Origin of the sequence: Pseudomonas sp. GL-RE-26, assembly GCF_019956275.1 — a bacterium.
GTDB classification, from domain to species: domain Bacteria; phylum Pseudomonadota; class Gammaproteobacteria; order Pseudomonadales; family Pseudomonadaceae; genus Aquipseudomonas; species Aquipseudomonas grandcourensis.
On the sequence record NZ_JAHBDI010000011.1, the window covers coordinates 35414 to 48639 of the forward strand.

The 13226-nt window shown below is 60.8% G+C and carries 16 protein-coding genes; 8 read left to right on the plus strand and 8 right to left on the minus strand.

Translation table 11 applies throughout. From position 1 onward, the window contains the following. The first annotated feature begins 9 nt into the window (after positions 1–9). From zur to KGB07_RS07700, 7 genes are all read left to right on the plus strand, one after another. Positions 10–492 (plus strand): zinc uptake transcriptional repressor Zur, encoded by a 483-nt coding sequence (gene zur / locus KGB07_RS07670; RefSeq protein WP_046042677.1) that lies wholly within the window; start codon positions 10–12, stop codon positions 490–492. After that, positions 492–1277 (plus strand): zinc ABC transporter ATP-binding protein ZnuC, encoded by a 786-nt coding sequence (gene znuC, locus KGB07_RS07675; RefSeq protein ID WP_046042678.1) that lies wholly within the window; start codon positions 492–494, stop codon positions 1275–1277. Before zur ends, znuC begins: the two co-directional genes overlap by 1 nt. After that, positions 1270–2058, plus strand: coding sequence for a zinc ABC transporter permease subunit ZnuB (znuB, locus tag KGB07_RS07680; RefSeq protein ID WP_046042679.1), 789 nt, complete (start codon positions 1270–1272; stop codon positions 2056–2058). The genes znuC and znuB overlap by 8 nt, the downstream gene beginning before the upstream one ends. A 37-nt stretch (positions 2059–2095) precedes the next feature. Continuing rightward, complete coding sequence (locus tag KGB07_RS07685; protein WP_046042680.1) at positions 2096–2812, plus strand: PA5502 family lipoprotein; 717 nt, start codon at positions 2096–2098, stop codon at positions 2810–2812. Between the two features lie 295 nt (positions 2813–3107). Further along, positions 3108–4115 carry a methionine ABC transporter ATP-binding protein gene (locus KGB07_RS07690; protein ID WP_046042681.1) on the plus strand — a complete coding sequence of 336 codons (1008 nt, stop codon included), beginning with the start codon at positions 3108–3110 and terminating at the stop codon, positions 4113–4115. Next, entirely contained in the window at positions 4115–4789 is a 675-nt protein-coding gene (locus KGB07_RS07695; protein ID WP_046042682.1) for a methionine ABC transporter permease, read from the plus strand. Before KGB07_RS07690 ends, KGB07_RS07695 begins: the two co-directional genes overlap by 1 nt. A gap of 63 nt (positions 4790–4852) precedes the next feature. Beyond that, complete coding sequence (locus tag KGB07_RS07700; RefSeq protein ID WP_046042683.1) at positions 4853–5623, plus strand: MetQ/NlpA family ABC transporter substrate-binding protein; 771 nt, start codon at positions 4853–4855, stop codon at positions 5621–5623. An 87-nt stretch (positions 5624–5710) separates the two neighbouring features. Here the strand turns inward: KGB07_RS07700 and KGB07_RS07705 are convergent, their stop codons facing one another. From KGB07_RS07705 to KGB07_RS07725, 5 genes are read right to left on the minus strand one after another with little or no spacing between them, the layout of a single operon-like run. Beyond that, a complete protein-coding gene (locus tag KGB07_RS07705; RefSeq protein WP_046042684.1) occupies positions 5711–6346 on the minus strand; it encodes an SCO family protein in 636 nt (211 codons plus the stop codon). Next, positions 6343–7242, minus strand: a complete 900-nt coding sequence (gene cyoE, locus KGB07_RS07710; protein ID WP_008045805.1) for a heme o synthase — start codon at positions 7240–7242, stop codon at positions 6343–6345. Before cyoE ends, KGB07_RS07705 begins: the two co-directional genes overlap by 4 nt. Continuing rightward, positions 7230–8300: a COX15/CtaA family protein gene (locus KGB07_RS07715; protein ID WP_046042685.1), complete on the minus strand. Its 1071-nt coding sequence runs from the start codon at positions 8298–8300 to the stop codon at positions 7230–7232. The genes cyoE and KGB07_RS07715 overlap by 13 nt, the downstream gene beginning before the upstream one ends. Positions 8301–8310: 10 nt before the next feature. Then, positions 8311–8904 (minus strand): hypothetical protein, encoded by a 594-nt coding sequence (locus tag KGB07_RS07720; RefSeq protein ID WP_046042686.1) that lies wholly within the window; start codon positions 8902–8904, stop codon positions 8311–8313. After that, positions 8870–9610 carry an SURF1 family protein gene (locus KGB07_RS07725; RefSeq protein WP_046042687.1) on the minus strand — a complete coding sequence of 247 codons (741 nt, stop codon included), beginning with the start codon at positions 9608–9610 and terminating at the stop codon, positions 8870–8872. Before KGB07_RS07725 ends, KGB07_RS07720 begins: the two co-directional genes overlap by 35 nt. Before the next feature lie 71 nt (positions 9611–9681). Here KGB07_RS07725 and KGB07_RS07730 point away from each other — a divergent pair, with 71 nt between their 5' ends. Next, positions 9682–9885 carry a twin transmembrane helix small protein gene (locus KGB07_RS07730; RefSeq protein ID WP_007969817.1) on the plus strand — a complete coding sequence of 68 codons (204 nt, stop codon included), beginning with the start codon at positions 9682–9684 and terminating at the stop codon, positions 9883–9885. A gap of 16 nt (positions 9886–9901) precedes the next feature. Here the strand turns inward: KGB07_RS07730 and KGB07_RS07735 are convergent, their stop codons facing one another. The 3 genes from KGB07_RS07735 to ctaD form a co-directional block, all read right to left on the minus strand. Next, positions 9902–10789: a cytochrome c oxidase subunit 3 gene (locus KGB07_RS07735; RefSeq protein ID WP_046042688.1), complete on the minus strand. Its 888-nt coding sequence runs from the start codon at positions 10787–10789 to the stop codon at positions 9902–9904. A gap of 25 nt (positions 10790–10814) precedes the next feature. Continuing rightward, on the minus strand, positions 10815–11366 hold the full coding sequence (locus tag KGB07_RS07740) for a cytochrome c oxidase assembly protein (protein ID WP_046042689.1): 552 nt from the start codon (positions 11364–11366) through the stop codon (positions 10815–10817). A gap of 207 nt (positions 11367–11573) precedes the next feature. Next, positions 11574–13166 (minus strand): cytochrome c oxidase subunit I, encoded by a 1593-nt coding sequence (gene ctaD, locus KGB07_RS07745; RefSeq protein WP_046042690.1) that lies wholly within the window; start codon positions 13164–13166, stop codon positions 11574–11576. Positions 13167–13226 lie beyond the last annotated feature (60 nt).

The following is a 13226-nucleotide window of genomic DNA, read 5'->3' on the forward strand; positions in this document are numbered from 1 at the left end:
TCGCCGCTCATGCTAAAAACACCGATCGCCAGCCGTCCCCACGACCACTCACATTGCGTTCACAGCGCTTTGTCCGAGGCCGATGTCCTGTGCGCACGTCAAGGCCTGCGCCTGACCGCGTTGCGTCGGCGAGTACTGGAACTGGTGTGGCAAAGCCACAAGCCCTTGGGTGCCTACGACATTCTCGCGGTCCTCAGCGAGCAGGACGGTCGCCGTGCCGCGCCGCCGACAGTGTACCGCGCGCTGGATTTCCTGCTGGAAAACGGCCTGGTCCATCGGATTTCTTCGCTCAACGCCTTCATCGGCTGCAATCACCCGGAACATGCTCACCAGGGTCAGTTCCTGATCTGCCGTATGTGCCACGCCGCGATCGAACTTGAGCAAAGATCCATCAGCGACGCGATCATCGCCAGCGCCAGGGATGTCGGGTTTGTGGTCGAAGGCCAGACTGTCGAAGTGGTCGGTCTCTGCTCGGGTTGTCAGGGGGCTTGATGAGCAACGCGCTGATCCGTCTTGAGCAGGTTGCCGTCACGTTCGCCGGGCAATCGGTGCTGGACAACATCGAGCTGAGCGTCGAGCCGGGGCAGATCGTTACCCTGATCGGCCCCAACGGCGCCGGCAAAACCACCCTGGTGCGTGCCGTGCTCGGCCTGTTGAAACCAGACCGCGGCAGCGTCTGGCGCAAGCCGAAACTGCGGGTCGGTTACATGCCGCAAAAACTTCATGTCGATCCAACCCTCCCGCTGTCGGTCCTGCGTTTCTTGCGCCTGGTGCCGGGCGTGGACCGTGCGATGGCCTTGGCGGCACTCAAGGAAGTCGGTGCCGAACAGGTGATCGACAGCCCGGTGCAAAGCGTTTCCGGTGGCGAAATGCAACGTGTGTTGCTGGCCCGAGCCTTGTTGCGCGAACCGGAACTGCTGGTACTCGACGAACCGGTACAGGGTGTCGACGTGGCCGGCCAGGCTGAGCTGTACAGCCTGATCACCCGCCTGCGTGACCGTCACGGTTGCGGCGTGCTGATGGTCTCCCACGATTTGCACCTGGTGATGAGCACCACCGATCAGGTGGTTTGCCTCAATCGTCACGTCTGCTGTTCCGGCCATCCCGAGCAGGTCAGCGGCGATCCGGCATTCGTCGAGCTGTTCGGAAAAAACGCACAAAGCCTGGCGATTTATCACCACCATCACGACCACGCCCACGACTTGCATGGTTCGGTGGTCAAGGCGCCCGCGTCGGGTCAACCCCATGTTCACGGAGATAGCTGCAAGCATGGCTGATTTTCTGCTCTACGCCCTGCTTGCAGGCCTGGCCCTGGCCGTCGTCGCAGGCCCGCTGGGGTCTTTCGTGGTCTGGCGGCGCATGGCCTATTTCGGCGACACCCTGTCCCACGCGGCATTGCTCGGCGTGGCCCTGGGCTTCCTGCTGGATGTCAGCCCGACCGTTGCCGTCACCGTTGGCTGCTTGCTGTTGGCGGTGATGCTGGTGACCTTGCAACAACGCCAGCCACTGGCATCCGACACGCTTTTGGGAATTCTCGCACCCAGCACGCTCTCTCTGGGCCTGGTGGTACTAAGCTTCATGCACGAAGTGCGGATCGACCTTATGGCTTATCTGTTCGGCGACCTGCTGGCGATCAGCCCGACCGATCTGGCCTGGATCCTCGGCGGTAGCGCTGCGGTACTGCTCTTGCTGGTTGCGTTGTGGCGCCCACTGCTGGCGATCACGGTGCATGAAGAACTGGCCAGGGTCGAAGGCCTGCCGGTGGCGGGATTGCGCCTGGCCCTGATGCTGTTGATCGCCGTAGTGATTGCCGTGGCGATGAAAATTGTCGGGGTATTGCTGATCACTTCGTTGCTGATCATCCCGGCGGCTGCGGCACAACGTCACGCCCGCTCGCCAGAACAGATGGCACTGGGCGCGAGCCTGCTGGGCATACTCGCCGTGTGTGGCGGGCTGGCGCTGTCATGGTTCAAGGACACCCCGGCCGGCCCGTCGATTGTGGTGACGGCCGCCGCGCTATTTCTGCTGAGTTTTGTTCTGCCCCGTCGAGGGGTGTAGACTTGCTCGTTTTTTGCGCAAATAGAGAGTCGCAGGAATGAAGTCGTTCGCCTCCCGTTATCTGCTCCTTGTCGCATTTTCTTTGCTGCTGGGCGCCTGCCAAAGCACGCCATCGGAAGCCACCAAGGCCGCCGATGCACGGGCCACGGCCATCGTGCAGCTGGAACAAAACATCGCCAGCGATGAACTGGCCACCGCCGAGGACCAATTGGCAGCCTTGCAGGCCGAATCGCCCAACGATGCGTCCCTTGAGCAATATCAGCGGCAGTTGGCCGAAGCCTATCTGCGTCGCAGCCAGATCGTGCTGCAAAAGGGTGATGTGGATGCCGCCGCGACCGCCTTGAGCCGTGCCCGCGCGCTGATGCCCAAGGCTCCGGCACTGACCGGCGGAGTCAACGGCTCGATTGCCCAGGCACGCAAGGCCGAGCTGGAAAAAGCCGAAGCCGCCCTCAAGGCTGCCGAAGCCAGGCCAAAAGCCAAGGTTATCGACCTGACGGCTGAAAGCACCACGGTCGTGCTGAATATCAACGATATGGGCAAACTGCGTCGCCAACTGGATGCCATCGCCGCCGATGTGGTGAACTTTCAGTGCGACGTGAGCATTCAGGCTCCGCGTACCAACGATTACCCTTGGCTGGCTAACTTGCTGACCAAACGAGTGAAGAAGCTCGATCCCGAGTTTGATCTGAAGCTGGAGCGGCAGATTTTGCGCAGTGTTCCGGCGCAGATGGTTCTTAGCCCTCGGAAACCCTGAAAAGCTTCGCGGGCTTGCCCGCGAAGGCGTCCTATCTGGCAAAAAAACTCTCAGGCCGGAATCACCTTGGCCTTCGCCTCCCTGTCCCAAAACCGATGCTGCCCACCAGGTCGAAATTGCCTTCGGCTTTGGGCGAGCTTCTTCAGCCGTTCCTTTTTCCTGACCTTTGATCGCGTTATTGCCAAATGACAGGACAAATGCGAAATAAATGCTAAGAACCTCTATACGGACAGGCTAAAATGCGCGCCCGGCTAACCGCTGATCCTTTTCTAACGCGCCCCACAAGGTTCGCTACGTGATCGAGTTTCAAAACGTCCATAAAACCTACCGCGTCGCCGGTAAGGAAATCCCCGCCCTGCATCCGACCAGTCTGACGATTGAGAACGGGCAGGTTTACGGCTTGATCGGTCATTCCGGCGCAGGAAAAAGTACCCTGCTGCGTCTGATCAATCGCCTGGAAAATTCCAGCGGCGGCAAGATCATTGTCGACGGTGAAGAAGTCACCGCTCTCGACGCCAACGGCCTGCGCCGCTTCCGTCAGCAGGTCGGGATGATTTTCCAGCACTTCAACCTGCTGGCCTCCAAGACTGTCGCTGACAACGTGGCGCTGCCGCTGACCCTGGCCGGCGAACTGTCGCGCAGCGAGATCGATTCTCGCGTGGCCGAGTTGCTGGCGCGGGTCGGTTTGTCCGACCACGCCAAGAAATACCCGGCGCAATTGTCTGGCGGACAGAAGCAGCGTGTCGGCATTGCCCGTGCGCTGGCGACCAAGCCGAAAATCCTGCTGTGCGATGAAGCCACCAGCGCCCTCGACCCGCAAACCACCGCATCGGTCTTGCAATTGCTGGCCGAGATCAACCGCGAGCTGAAACTGACCATCGTCTTGATCACCCACGAGATGGACGTGATCCGCCGGGTCTGCGACCAGGTAGCCGTGATGGACGCCGGCGTGATCGTCGAGCAAGGCTCGGTGGCCGAAGTGTTCCTGCATCCGAAGCACCCGACCACCAAGCGCTTCGTGCAGGAAGACGAGCAGATCGACGAAAGCGAACAGCGTGACGACTTCGCTCACGTCCCGGGGCGCATCCTGCGTCTGACCTTCCAGGGCGAAGCGACCTACGCGCCTCTGCTGGGCACTGTCGCCCGGGAAACCGGCGTGGACTACAGCATCCTGGCCGGTCGTATCGACCGCATCAAAGACATCCCTTACGGGCAACTGACCCTGGCCGTGACCGGCGGTGACATGGAAGCGGCCTTTGCCCGCTTCACCGCAGCCGACGTCCACATGGAGGTGCTGCGCTAATGGAAGCCCTGACAAGTTTCTTCGCCAATATCGACTGGTTCGAAATCTGGCTGGCCACCGGCGACACCCTGCTGATGCTCGGCGGTTCGCTGTTGTTCACCGTGCTGCTCGGCTTGCCGCTGGGCGTGCTGCTGTTCCTGTGCAGCCCGCGCCAGTTGCTGGAAGCCAAAGGCGTCTACGCGATGTTGTCGCTGATGGTGAACATCCTGCGTTCGCTGCCGTTCATCATCCTGTTGATCGTGATGATTCCGTTCACCGTGTTGATCACCGGTACGTCCCTGGGTGTCGCCGGTGCGATCCCGCCGCTAGTGGTGGGTGCCACGCCGTTCTTCGCCCGCCTGGTGGAAACCGCCCTGCGTGAAGTGGATCGCGGCATCATCGAAGCGACCCAGGCCATGGGCGCGACCACGCGACAGATCATCACCAATGCCTTGCTGCCGGAGGCTCGCCCGGGCATCTTCGCGGCGATTACGGTGACAGCCATTACACTGGTGTCCTACACGGCGATGGCCGGTGTCGTGGGTGCCGGTGGTCTGGGTGACCTGGCGATCCGCTTCGGCTACCAGCGTTTCCAGACCGATGTGATGGTGGTGACCGTGGTGTTGCTGCTGGTACTGGTCCAGGTACTGCAAACCGTTGGCGACAAATTGGTTGTGCATTTCTCCCGTAAATAAAGACATGAGCCGGCCATTCGCTGGCAGGCGCCGGTAACCGGCGCCGCACAAGGAGTTAGCTGAATGAAAAAACTACTCGTGGCCTTCGCGGCCGTTGCCGCGTTCTCTGCTCACGCTGAAACCCTGACCGTTGCGGCCACTCCAGTGCCACACGCCGAGATCCTCGAATTCGTGAAGCCGACCCTGGCCAAAGAAGGCGTGGACCTGAAGGTCAAGGTATTCACCGACTACATCCAGCCGAACGTGCAGGTCGCGGAAAAACGCCTGGATGCCAACTTCTTCCAGCACCAGCCGTACCTGGATGAGTTCAACAAGGCCAAGGGCACCCACCTGGTTTCCGTAACCGGCGTGCACCTGGAGCCCCTGGGCGCTTACTCCAGCAAGTACAAGACCATTGCCGAACTGCCTGGCGGTGCCAACGTGGTGATCCCGAACGACGCCACCAACGGCGGCCGTGCGCTGCTGCTGATGGCCAAGGCCGGCCTGATCAAGTTGAAGGATTCGAACAACATCCTGTCGACCGTCAAGGACATCACCGAGAACACCAAGGACCTGAAAATCCGCGAACTGGAAGCCGCGACCATCCCGCGCGTGCTGACCCAGGTCGACCTGGCGCTGATCAACACCAACTACGCGCTGGAAGCCAAGCTTGATCCGGCCAAGGACGCGCTGTTCATCGAAGGCAGCGACTCGCCTTACGTGAACATTCTGGTGGCTCGCCCGGACGACAAGGACAGCGAAGCGATGAAGAAACTGGTCGCTGCCCTGCACAGCCCGGAAGTGAAGGCCTTCATTCTCGAGAAGTACAAAGGCGCGGTGGTGCCGGCGTTCTGATCGAACTGCTGCAACGAAAAAAGGGCGCATCGAATGCGCCCTTTTTTTGTGCCTGAAACACAGCCCCCACAGGGTTTGGTGGTGCTTTCAGTTGCGCTTGAGCATCACCGGCAACTGCGCCACCAGCTTCGCATTGTTCAACGGCGCCCGAATGAACCCGCGCTGGGTGCCGTCCGGCCCGATCACCGCAAGGTTACCGCTGTGGTCAACGGTGTAGTTCGGCTTGCTGGTGTCCGCCGGAATGAATGGAATGCTCACCGCGTTGGCGATCGTTTGCAGCTCATCGGTCGACGCCGGGGTCAGGCCAACAAACTGCGGATCGAAATAGCCCAGATACTGCTTGAGCTGCTTGGGCGTATCGCGATTGGGGTCGATACTGACCAGCACGATTTGCAATTTATCCACAGCCTCGGGTGGCAACTCGCTCTTGATCTGCCGCAACTGGGCGAGGGTGGTCGGGCAGATGTCCGGGCAGAAGGTGTAGCCGAAGAACAGCAAGCTCCACTTGCCTTTCAATTCATTGATCGCGACCGGCTGGCCATCCTGGTTGGTCATCATCACGTCCGGCAGATTCCGGCTCTGCGGCAACAAGATGATGCCAGCGTCGATCAGCGCCGTCGGATCGCCCTGGTTTTTCCCGGACAGCACCTTGTTGACGGTCAGGCCCAGGATCAGGGCGACCAGGGCGACGAGTATGAAGACGGTTTTCTGGGTTCGAGTCATAGGTTCAACAGTAGGTAGTGGTCTACGAGCAGGGCGATAAACAGCAGGAACAAGTAGTAAATAGAGTACTTGAACGTGTTGATCGCCGCGTGCGGCCGAGTGCCACGGTACAGCACCACGGCCCATTGCAGAAACCGCGCACCCAGTCCGAGCGCGCAGACCAGGTAGAGCGTGCCGCTCATGTGGATCACATAAGGCATCAGGCTGACGGCAAGCAATGCGAAGGTATAAAGCAGGATGTGAATCTTGGTGTAGTGTTCGCCATGGGTGACCGGCAGCATCGGTATGTCGGCCTTGGCGTATTCCTCCTTGCGATGGATCGCCAGCGCCCAGAAGTGCGGCGGGGTCCAGGCGAATATGATCAGCACCAGCAGCAGTGGCTCGGCGCTGACATGACCGGTGGCGGCAGTCCAGCCGAGCAACGGCGGTGCGGCACCGGCCAGACCACCGATGACGATGTTCTGCGGGGTCGCGCGCTTGAGGAATCCGGTGTAGACCACCGCGTAGCCGAGCAACGAGGCAAGGGTCAGCCACGCGGTCAGCGGGTTGGTGAACGCCAGCAGCATGGCTTGTCCGAGGACCGCCAATACCAGTGCGAACGTCAGCGCGGCGGTTGGCGAAACCCGGCCTTCGGCGAGCGGCCGTTTGTGGGTGCGCGCCATCACCGCGTCGATACGCCGGTCCACCACATGATTGACCGCCGCCGCACCGCCGGCACACAGGGCGATGCCCAGGTTGCCGAAAATCAGCACCGTCCACGGCACCCCGGCGCGGGTCGCGAGGAACATCCCCACCAGTGAAGTGATGAGCATCAGCACCACGACCTTGGGTTTGGTCAGCTCCAGGTAGTCACGCCAGATCGCCTGACTGGGACGTTCGCCGATCAGAATCGCCATGGCATCTCTCCTTTTATTGTTATGGGCCCGGCTGAATGTTTACGCGGGCTGAAGTGCCAGCGCGCTTGCTTGACCCGGACCAGGCTGGTTCGGGCGTGGTAATTGACCAGTACCATGGTCAGCAACAGCGCCGCGCCGCCCGCGTTATGCGCGACGGCCACCGGCAACGGCAGATGAAACAGCACGTTGCTGATGCCCAGGGTGATTTGTGCGCCGAGGGCGATCAGCACCAGGCCTGCCAGGCGCGTCATGCCAACTGCCTTCAGTTGCCACGCCAGACCGAGCAATACCAGGGTGACCAGCAACGCGCCGATGCGATGGGTCAGGTGAATGGCCGTACGGGCGTCGCTGTCCAGTTGCCCGCCGAGGTAGTTCGGACCGATGTGCTGGGTCAGGTGAAAACCATTGGCGAAGTCCGCCGCTGGCAACCACTGGCCGTGGCAGGTCGGGAAGTCGATACAGGCCACCGCGGCATAGTTGGAACTGACCCAGCCGCCGAGAGCGATTTGCCCGATCACCAGCAACAGCCCCGCCGTCGCCCAGTGCTGCAAACGTCGTGGCACGGTCAGCGCCGGCAGTACGCCGGACAGGCGCAAGGTCAGCAGAAACAATAGGCTCAAGGTCGCGAAGCCGCCCAGCAAATGCCCGGTAACCACCTGCGGCCAGAGCTTGAGCGTTACCGTCCACATGCCGAACGCGGCCTGGCCAAATACCACCGCCAACAGAAACAACGGCAGCTTCACCGGCTGTCCGGGATGGCGGCGATGCATCCACGAACGACCGGCCAACACCGCGATCAACAGCCCCAGCGTGCCGGCGAAGTAGCGGTGGACCATCTCGTTCCAGCCCTTGTGGGCCTCGACCGGAGCGTCCGGGAAATGCAATTCGGCATGGGCCAGCTGGGCTTCGCTTTTCGGCACGCTGATGAAGCCGTAGCAACCAGGCCAGTCCGGGCAGCCGAGGCCGGCGTGGGTGAGGCGGGTGTAGGCGCCGAGCAACACCACAATCAGTGCCAGCAAGGTGGCAAACAACGCGAGGCGAAATCCAGGTTTGGCCATGACGATGCCCTTATCCGATGTTCGACAGTTTCAACAGGTGGCGCAGATCGTTGAGCAGGTCCTTGCCCTTCACCGACGGGTCGTAGCGCAGCACAAGATTGCCGTGGGGGTCGATGATCCACAGGTGCGGCGCGTCATTGCTCTGGGCGCCTTTTGTGTAGGCAGGCAAGTCCAGTGAATAGCGTTGCAACTGCGGGTACTCGCGTTGAAGTTTAGTCTCGTAATCGCTGTTCAGCGTCTGCGCGGCGGCCAATGCATGGCTGGCGCGGGATGCATCGCGGCCCAGGCCGATCTGGATTTGCCGCGCCAGATACACCAGTTGCTGACAATCCACCGCGCAATCCTTAGGCGCGGTCACCAGTAACTGCCAGCGATCTTCCTGGGCCTGCACGCCGATGTCCGCGCGGGTCTGACCGTTGCCGATCAGTTCGCCGTGATAACTGCGGCCCTCGGGCACCCAGAAATTCAGCTTGTACATGCCGGTGGCGAGGATCATCGGACCGATCACCCCGAGCAGGATCAGCAGCAGTTGCATACGGCCCTTGCGCCGGTTCACCGACGGTTTCGCCTCAGACATGCTGGGTGGATTCATGGCCGCTCCCATGGTGTTTCTCCTTTGCGTTGTGCCAGCCGAGATAGAGATAAAGACCGAACAGGGCGATCGCCATGGCGAACCACTGCACGGCATAAGCGATGTGTTTTTCAGGACCCATGGCGACTACCGGCCAGTCGGCCTGATAGGTGGCGGGGCCGGTTTCGGCGCGCAGTTCGTAGGCAAAGCCTTCGCGGCTCAGTGCTGTCCAGAGTTTGTCTGGCTCAACGGCCGTAATCAGCTTCGGCCATGTCAACGTTGTGGGGTCTGCGTGCAATTGGAACGTCGCCCCGGGGGAGACGTAGACCCATGCGTCGAGGCTGACTGCTTCGCCAGGTGTCTTGAATTGCGGTGGTGTGCGGCGCTCCGGCCAAGGCAACCAGCCGCGATTGACCAACAGCCAAAGCCCGCTGGCCTGATCGTGAAATGGCTGCAACAGCTCGACGCCGACCCTGCCGTTGCGTTGACTGTTATCCAGCAGCAGGCTGTGTTCGGCATCGAACCGGCCGTACAGGTGAACCCGACGGAAGGCCGGGTCTGTCGTGTGTTGCAGTTCGGTGCTGGCCATCGGCTCAGCGGCCCGGCGCTCGGCGTAGTTTTGCAGCAGCGCGCTTTTCTCCGCGCCCCGGCTCAATTGCCAGAACCCCAGGGACACCAGCAGCGGCAGCAACAGCGCCACCACCAGCGTTGGCACGATACCCGGCCGAAAGCGTTTCATGGCATCGCCAGAAAGTCGGTCATCGCGATAGCTATACTCAAGTGCATCGCTTATCCCCCCGGAGTCTCACCATGCTCAAAGCAGCCATCGTCCTGATGCTGATTGCCACGGTTGTCAGCCTGTTCAGCGGCCTGTTTTTTCTGGTCAAGGACGACAGCCGCTCAAACCGCCTCGTCATTGCCTTGAGTGTGCGTGTCACTCTGGCCGCCATTACCCTGGGTCTGATCACCTGGGGTTTTTTCAGCGGCCAGCTGGTTTCACATGCCCCCTGGTAACTAAAAGTTCACAGCCTCAGAGCACATAGACGAAAACAAACAGCCCGATCCACACCACATCCACGAAGTGCCAGTACCAGCTCGCCGCTTCGAAACCGAACTGGTGCTCGTTGTCGAAGTGCCCGCGCATGATCCGCACCAGCATCACGAACAGGATGATGGTGCCGATGGTGACGTGGGCGCCGTGGAACCCGGTGAGCATGAAGAAGGTCGCGCCGTAGATACCCGAACCCAGGGTCAGGCCCAGTTCATGGTAGGCGTGCATGTACTCTTCGGCCTGGAAGGTGAGGAACGCACAACCGAGCAATACGGTGAGCGCCAGCCAGAGTTTCAGTGCGCCGCGATGGCCCTTTTTCAAGGCATGGTGGGCGATGGTCACGGTCACGCTGGAACTCACCAGCAACACGGTGTTGAGCAGCGGCAGGCCCCAGGGGCTGATGACTTCCTTGGGCGGTGGAAACAGTTTCGAGTCGGGGTTGCTCAGCAGCGGCCAGGTGAACTGGAAGTTCGGCCACAGCATGTGCGCGATGCCTTTGGCGCCTTCACCGCCGAGCGCCGGCCCGGAGATGTGACGGACATAGAACAGCGCGCCAAAAAAGGCGATGAAGAACATCACCTCCGAGAAAATGAACCAGCTCATGCCCCAGCGGAACGAACGATCCATCTGTGCACTGTACAAGCCGCCGCGACTTTCCTTGATCACCGTACCGAACCAGCCGAACAGCATGTAGGCCACCAACAGCCCGCCGACGAAAAAGATCAGCGGCCCATGGGACTCCGGACGCGCCGCTTTCAGATCGTTGAACCAGGTAGCCAGGCCGTACACGGTGGTGACCATGCCGAGCGTGGCGATGATCGGCCATTTGCTCTGGGCGGGAACGTAATAATGTTCATGAGTTGCCATTTATTGTTCTCCTTATCGGGCACGCTCAGCCGCCAGTGTTTACAGCTACCGGTGGATGTCGGGCGGTGATATCGAACAGCGTATAAGACAGCGTCAGGTGCTTCACATCCTTGGGCATGTCACGGTCAACGATGAAACGTACCGGCATCTCGATCCGTTGACCGGGCTGCAGCACTTGCTGGGTAAAGCAGAAGCATTCGGTCTTGTGGAAGTACGCCGCCGCGGTGCTCGGCGCAATGCTCGGCACGGCCTGGGCACTCATCGGCTTATCGGTGGGGTTGTGAGCGATGAAGATCATTTCGTTCACCGCCCCCGGATGGGCCACCAGTTCCTCGCCCTTGGGATAGAAGTCCCAGGGCATGTCAGCGGTGTTGGTCGACAGAAACTGCACGCGCACCTGCCGCGAGGTGTCGACCGTCTGCTCACCCTCGTACTGCCCGCCAGTCTTGCCATTAATGCCGAAGGCCTTGCACATCACGTCGTAGATCGGCACCAGGGCAAAGCCGAAGACAAACATTGCCACCACCACGGTCAGCAGGCGCGTGACCAGTTTCTTCATTGAAATCGAGTCAGCCATGATTCCAATCCTCAACAAGCCCTGCCAGACATGAACACGGACCTGTGGCGAGGGGGCGTGCCCCCGTTCGGCTGCGAAGCAGCCCCAATATCTGCAATCTGGTTACACCAGGTAGACCGCATGGGCTGGTTTTGCGACTGCTGCGCAGCCGAACGGGGGCAAGCCCCCTCGCCACAAAGGTTTGACTTGTGCTCACAGAAGTGATGTTCATTTCACTTCCGGCGGCGTGGTGAAGGTGTGATACGGCGCCGGCGACGGAATGCTCCACTCCAGACCTTCAGCCCCGTCCCACGGTTTGGCTGGTGCTGGCGGGCCGCCGCGAATGGTCTTGATCACGATGAACAGGAAGAAGATCTGCGTGGCGCCGAACATGAATGCGCCGATCGACGACACCATGTTGAAGTCAGCGAACTGCAGGTTGTAGTCCGGAATCCGTCGCGGCATGCCCGCCAGTCCCACGAAGTGCATAGGGAAGAAGGCCAGGTTCATGCCGATGAACGACAGCCAGAAATGCAGCTTGCCGAGGGTTTCGTCGTACATGTGGCCGGTCCATTTCGGCATCCAGTAGTAGGCCGAGGCGAAGATCCCGAAGATCGCCCCCGGCACCAGCACATAGTGGAAGTGCGCGACCACGAAGTAGGTGTCCTGGTACTGGAAGTCTGCCGGGGCGATGGCCAGCATCAACCCGGAGAAACCGCCGATGGAGAACAGGATCACGAACGCCACGGCAAACAGCATCGGCGTCTCGAACGTCAGCGAGCCCTGCCACATGGTGCTGGCCCAGTTGAACACCTTCACACCGGTAGGCACCGCGATCAGCAGCGTGGCGTACATGAAGAACAGCTCGCCCACCAACGGAATGCCGACCACGAACATGTGGTGCGCCCAGACGATGAACGACAGGAACGCGATACTCGCCGTGGCGTAGACCATCGAGGTGTAGCCGAACAACGGCTTGCGCGAAAAGGCCGGAATGATCGAGCTGACGGCGCCGAACGCCGGCAGGATCATGATGTACACCTCGGGGTGACCGAAGAACCAGAACACATGCTGGAACAGCACCGGGTCTCCGCCACCGGCGGCACTGAAGAAACTGGTGCCGAAGTGGATGTCCATCAGCATCATCGTCACGCAACCGGCCAGTACCGGCATCACCGCGATCAGCAGGAACGCGGTGATCAGCCAAGTCCAGACGAACAACGGCATTTTCATCAGCGTCATGCCGGGGGCGCGCAGGTTGAGGATGGTGGCGATCACGTTGATCGCGCCCATGATCGAACTGATCCCCATCAAGTGGATGGCGAAGATGAAGAAGGTCACGCTTTCCGGGGCGTAGGTGGTCGACAGCGGTGCGTAGAACGTCCAGCCGAAGTTCGGCCCGCCACCGGGGGTGAACAGGGTCGACACCAGCAGCAGGAACGCCGCCGGCAACAGCCAGAAGCTGAAGTTGTTCATGCGCGGCAGGGCCATGTCCGGCGCGCCGATCATCAGTGGGATCATCCAGTTGGCGAGGCCGACGAAGGCCGGCATCACCGCACCGAATACCATCACCAGACCGTGCATGGTGGTCATCTGGTTGAAGAATTCCGGCTGGACGATCTGCAGCCCCGGCTGAAACAGCTCGGCGCGAATCACCATCGCGAACGAACCGCCAAGCAGGAACATGCAGAACGCAAACCACAGGTACAGCGTACCGATGTCCTTGTGGTTGGTGGTCAGCACCCAGCGCATCAGGCCTTTGGCGGGGCCGTGGGCGTGGTCGGTGGCGGTATGAACATGTTCATCGATTACAGCAGTCATGTCCTGTCTCCTGCAAACAGATGGGCTGGGCAGGCCAGGGTGTGTAGCCCCGACCGGTTC

Coding starts and splice junctions, on each gene's coding strand:
- ctaD (WP_046042690.1), bottom strand. CDS start 13,166: ATGACTGCTGTAATCGATGAACATGTTCATACCGCCACCGACCACGCC.
- KGB07_RS07740 (WP_046042689.1), bottom strand. CDS start 11,366: ATGGCTGACTCGATTTCAATGAAGAAACTGGTCACGCGCCTGCTGACC.
- KGB07_RS07705 (WP_046042684.1), bottom strand. CDS start 6,346: ATGACTCGAACCCAGAAAACCGTCTTCATACTCGTCGCCCTGGTCGCC.
- KGB07_RS07730 (WP_007969817.1), top strand. CDS start 9,682: ATGCTCAAAGCAGCCATCGTCCTGATGCTGATTGCCACGGTTGTCAGC.
- KGB07_RS07720 (WP_046042686.1), bottom strand. CDS start 8,904: ATGGGAGCGGCCATGAATCCACCCAGCATGTCTGAGGCGAAACCGTCG.
- znuC (WP_046042678.1), top strand. CDS start 492: ATGAGCAACGCGCTGATCCGTCTTGAGCAGGTTGCCGTCACGTTCGCC.
- znuB (WP_046042679.1), top strand. CDS start 1,270: ATGGCTGATTTTCTGCTCTACGCCCTGCTTGCAGGCCTGGCCCTGGCC.
- KGB07_RS07685 (WP_046042680.1), top strand. CDS start 2,096: ATGAAGTCGTTCGCCTCCCGTTATCTGCTCCTTGTCGCATTTTCTTTG.
- KGB07_RS07725 (WP_046042687.1), bottom strand. CDS start 9,610: ATGAAACGCTTTCGGCCGGGTATCGTGCCAACGCTGGTGGTGGCGCTG.
- zur (WP_046042677.1), top strand. CDS start 10: ATGCTAAAAACACCGATCGCCAGCCGTCCCCACGACCACTCACATTGC.
- KGB07_RS07715 (WP_046042685.1), bottom strand. CDS start 8,300: ATGGCCAAACCTGGATTTCGCCTCGCGTTGTTTGCCACCTTGCTGGCA.
- KGB07_RS07735 (WP_046042688.1), bottom strand. CDS start 10,789: ATGGCAACTCATGAACATTATTACGTTCCCGCCCAGAGCAAATGGCCG.
- cyoE (WP_008045805.1), bottom strand. CDS start 7,242: ATGGCGATTCTGATCGGCGAACGTCCCAGTCAGGCGATCTGGCGTGAC.
- KGB07_RS07700 (WP_046042683.1), top strand. CDS start 4,853: ATGAAAAAACTACTCGTGGCCTTCGCGGCCGTTGCCGCGTTCTCTGCT.
- KGB07_RS07695 (WP_046042682.1), top strand. CDS start 4,115: ATGGAAGCCCTGACAAGTTTCTTCGCCAATATCGACTGGTTCGAAATC.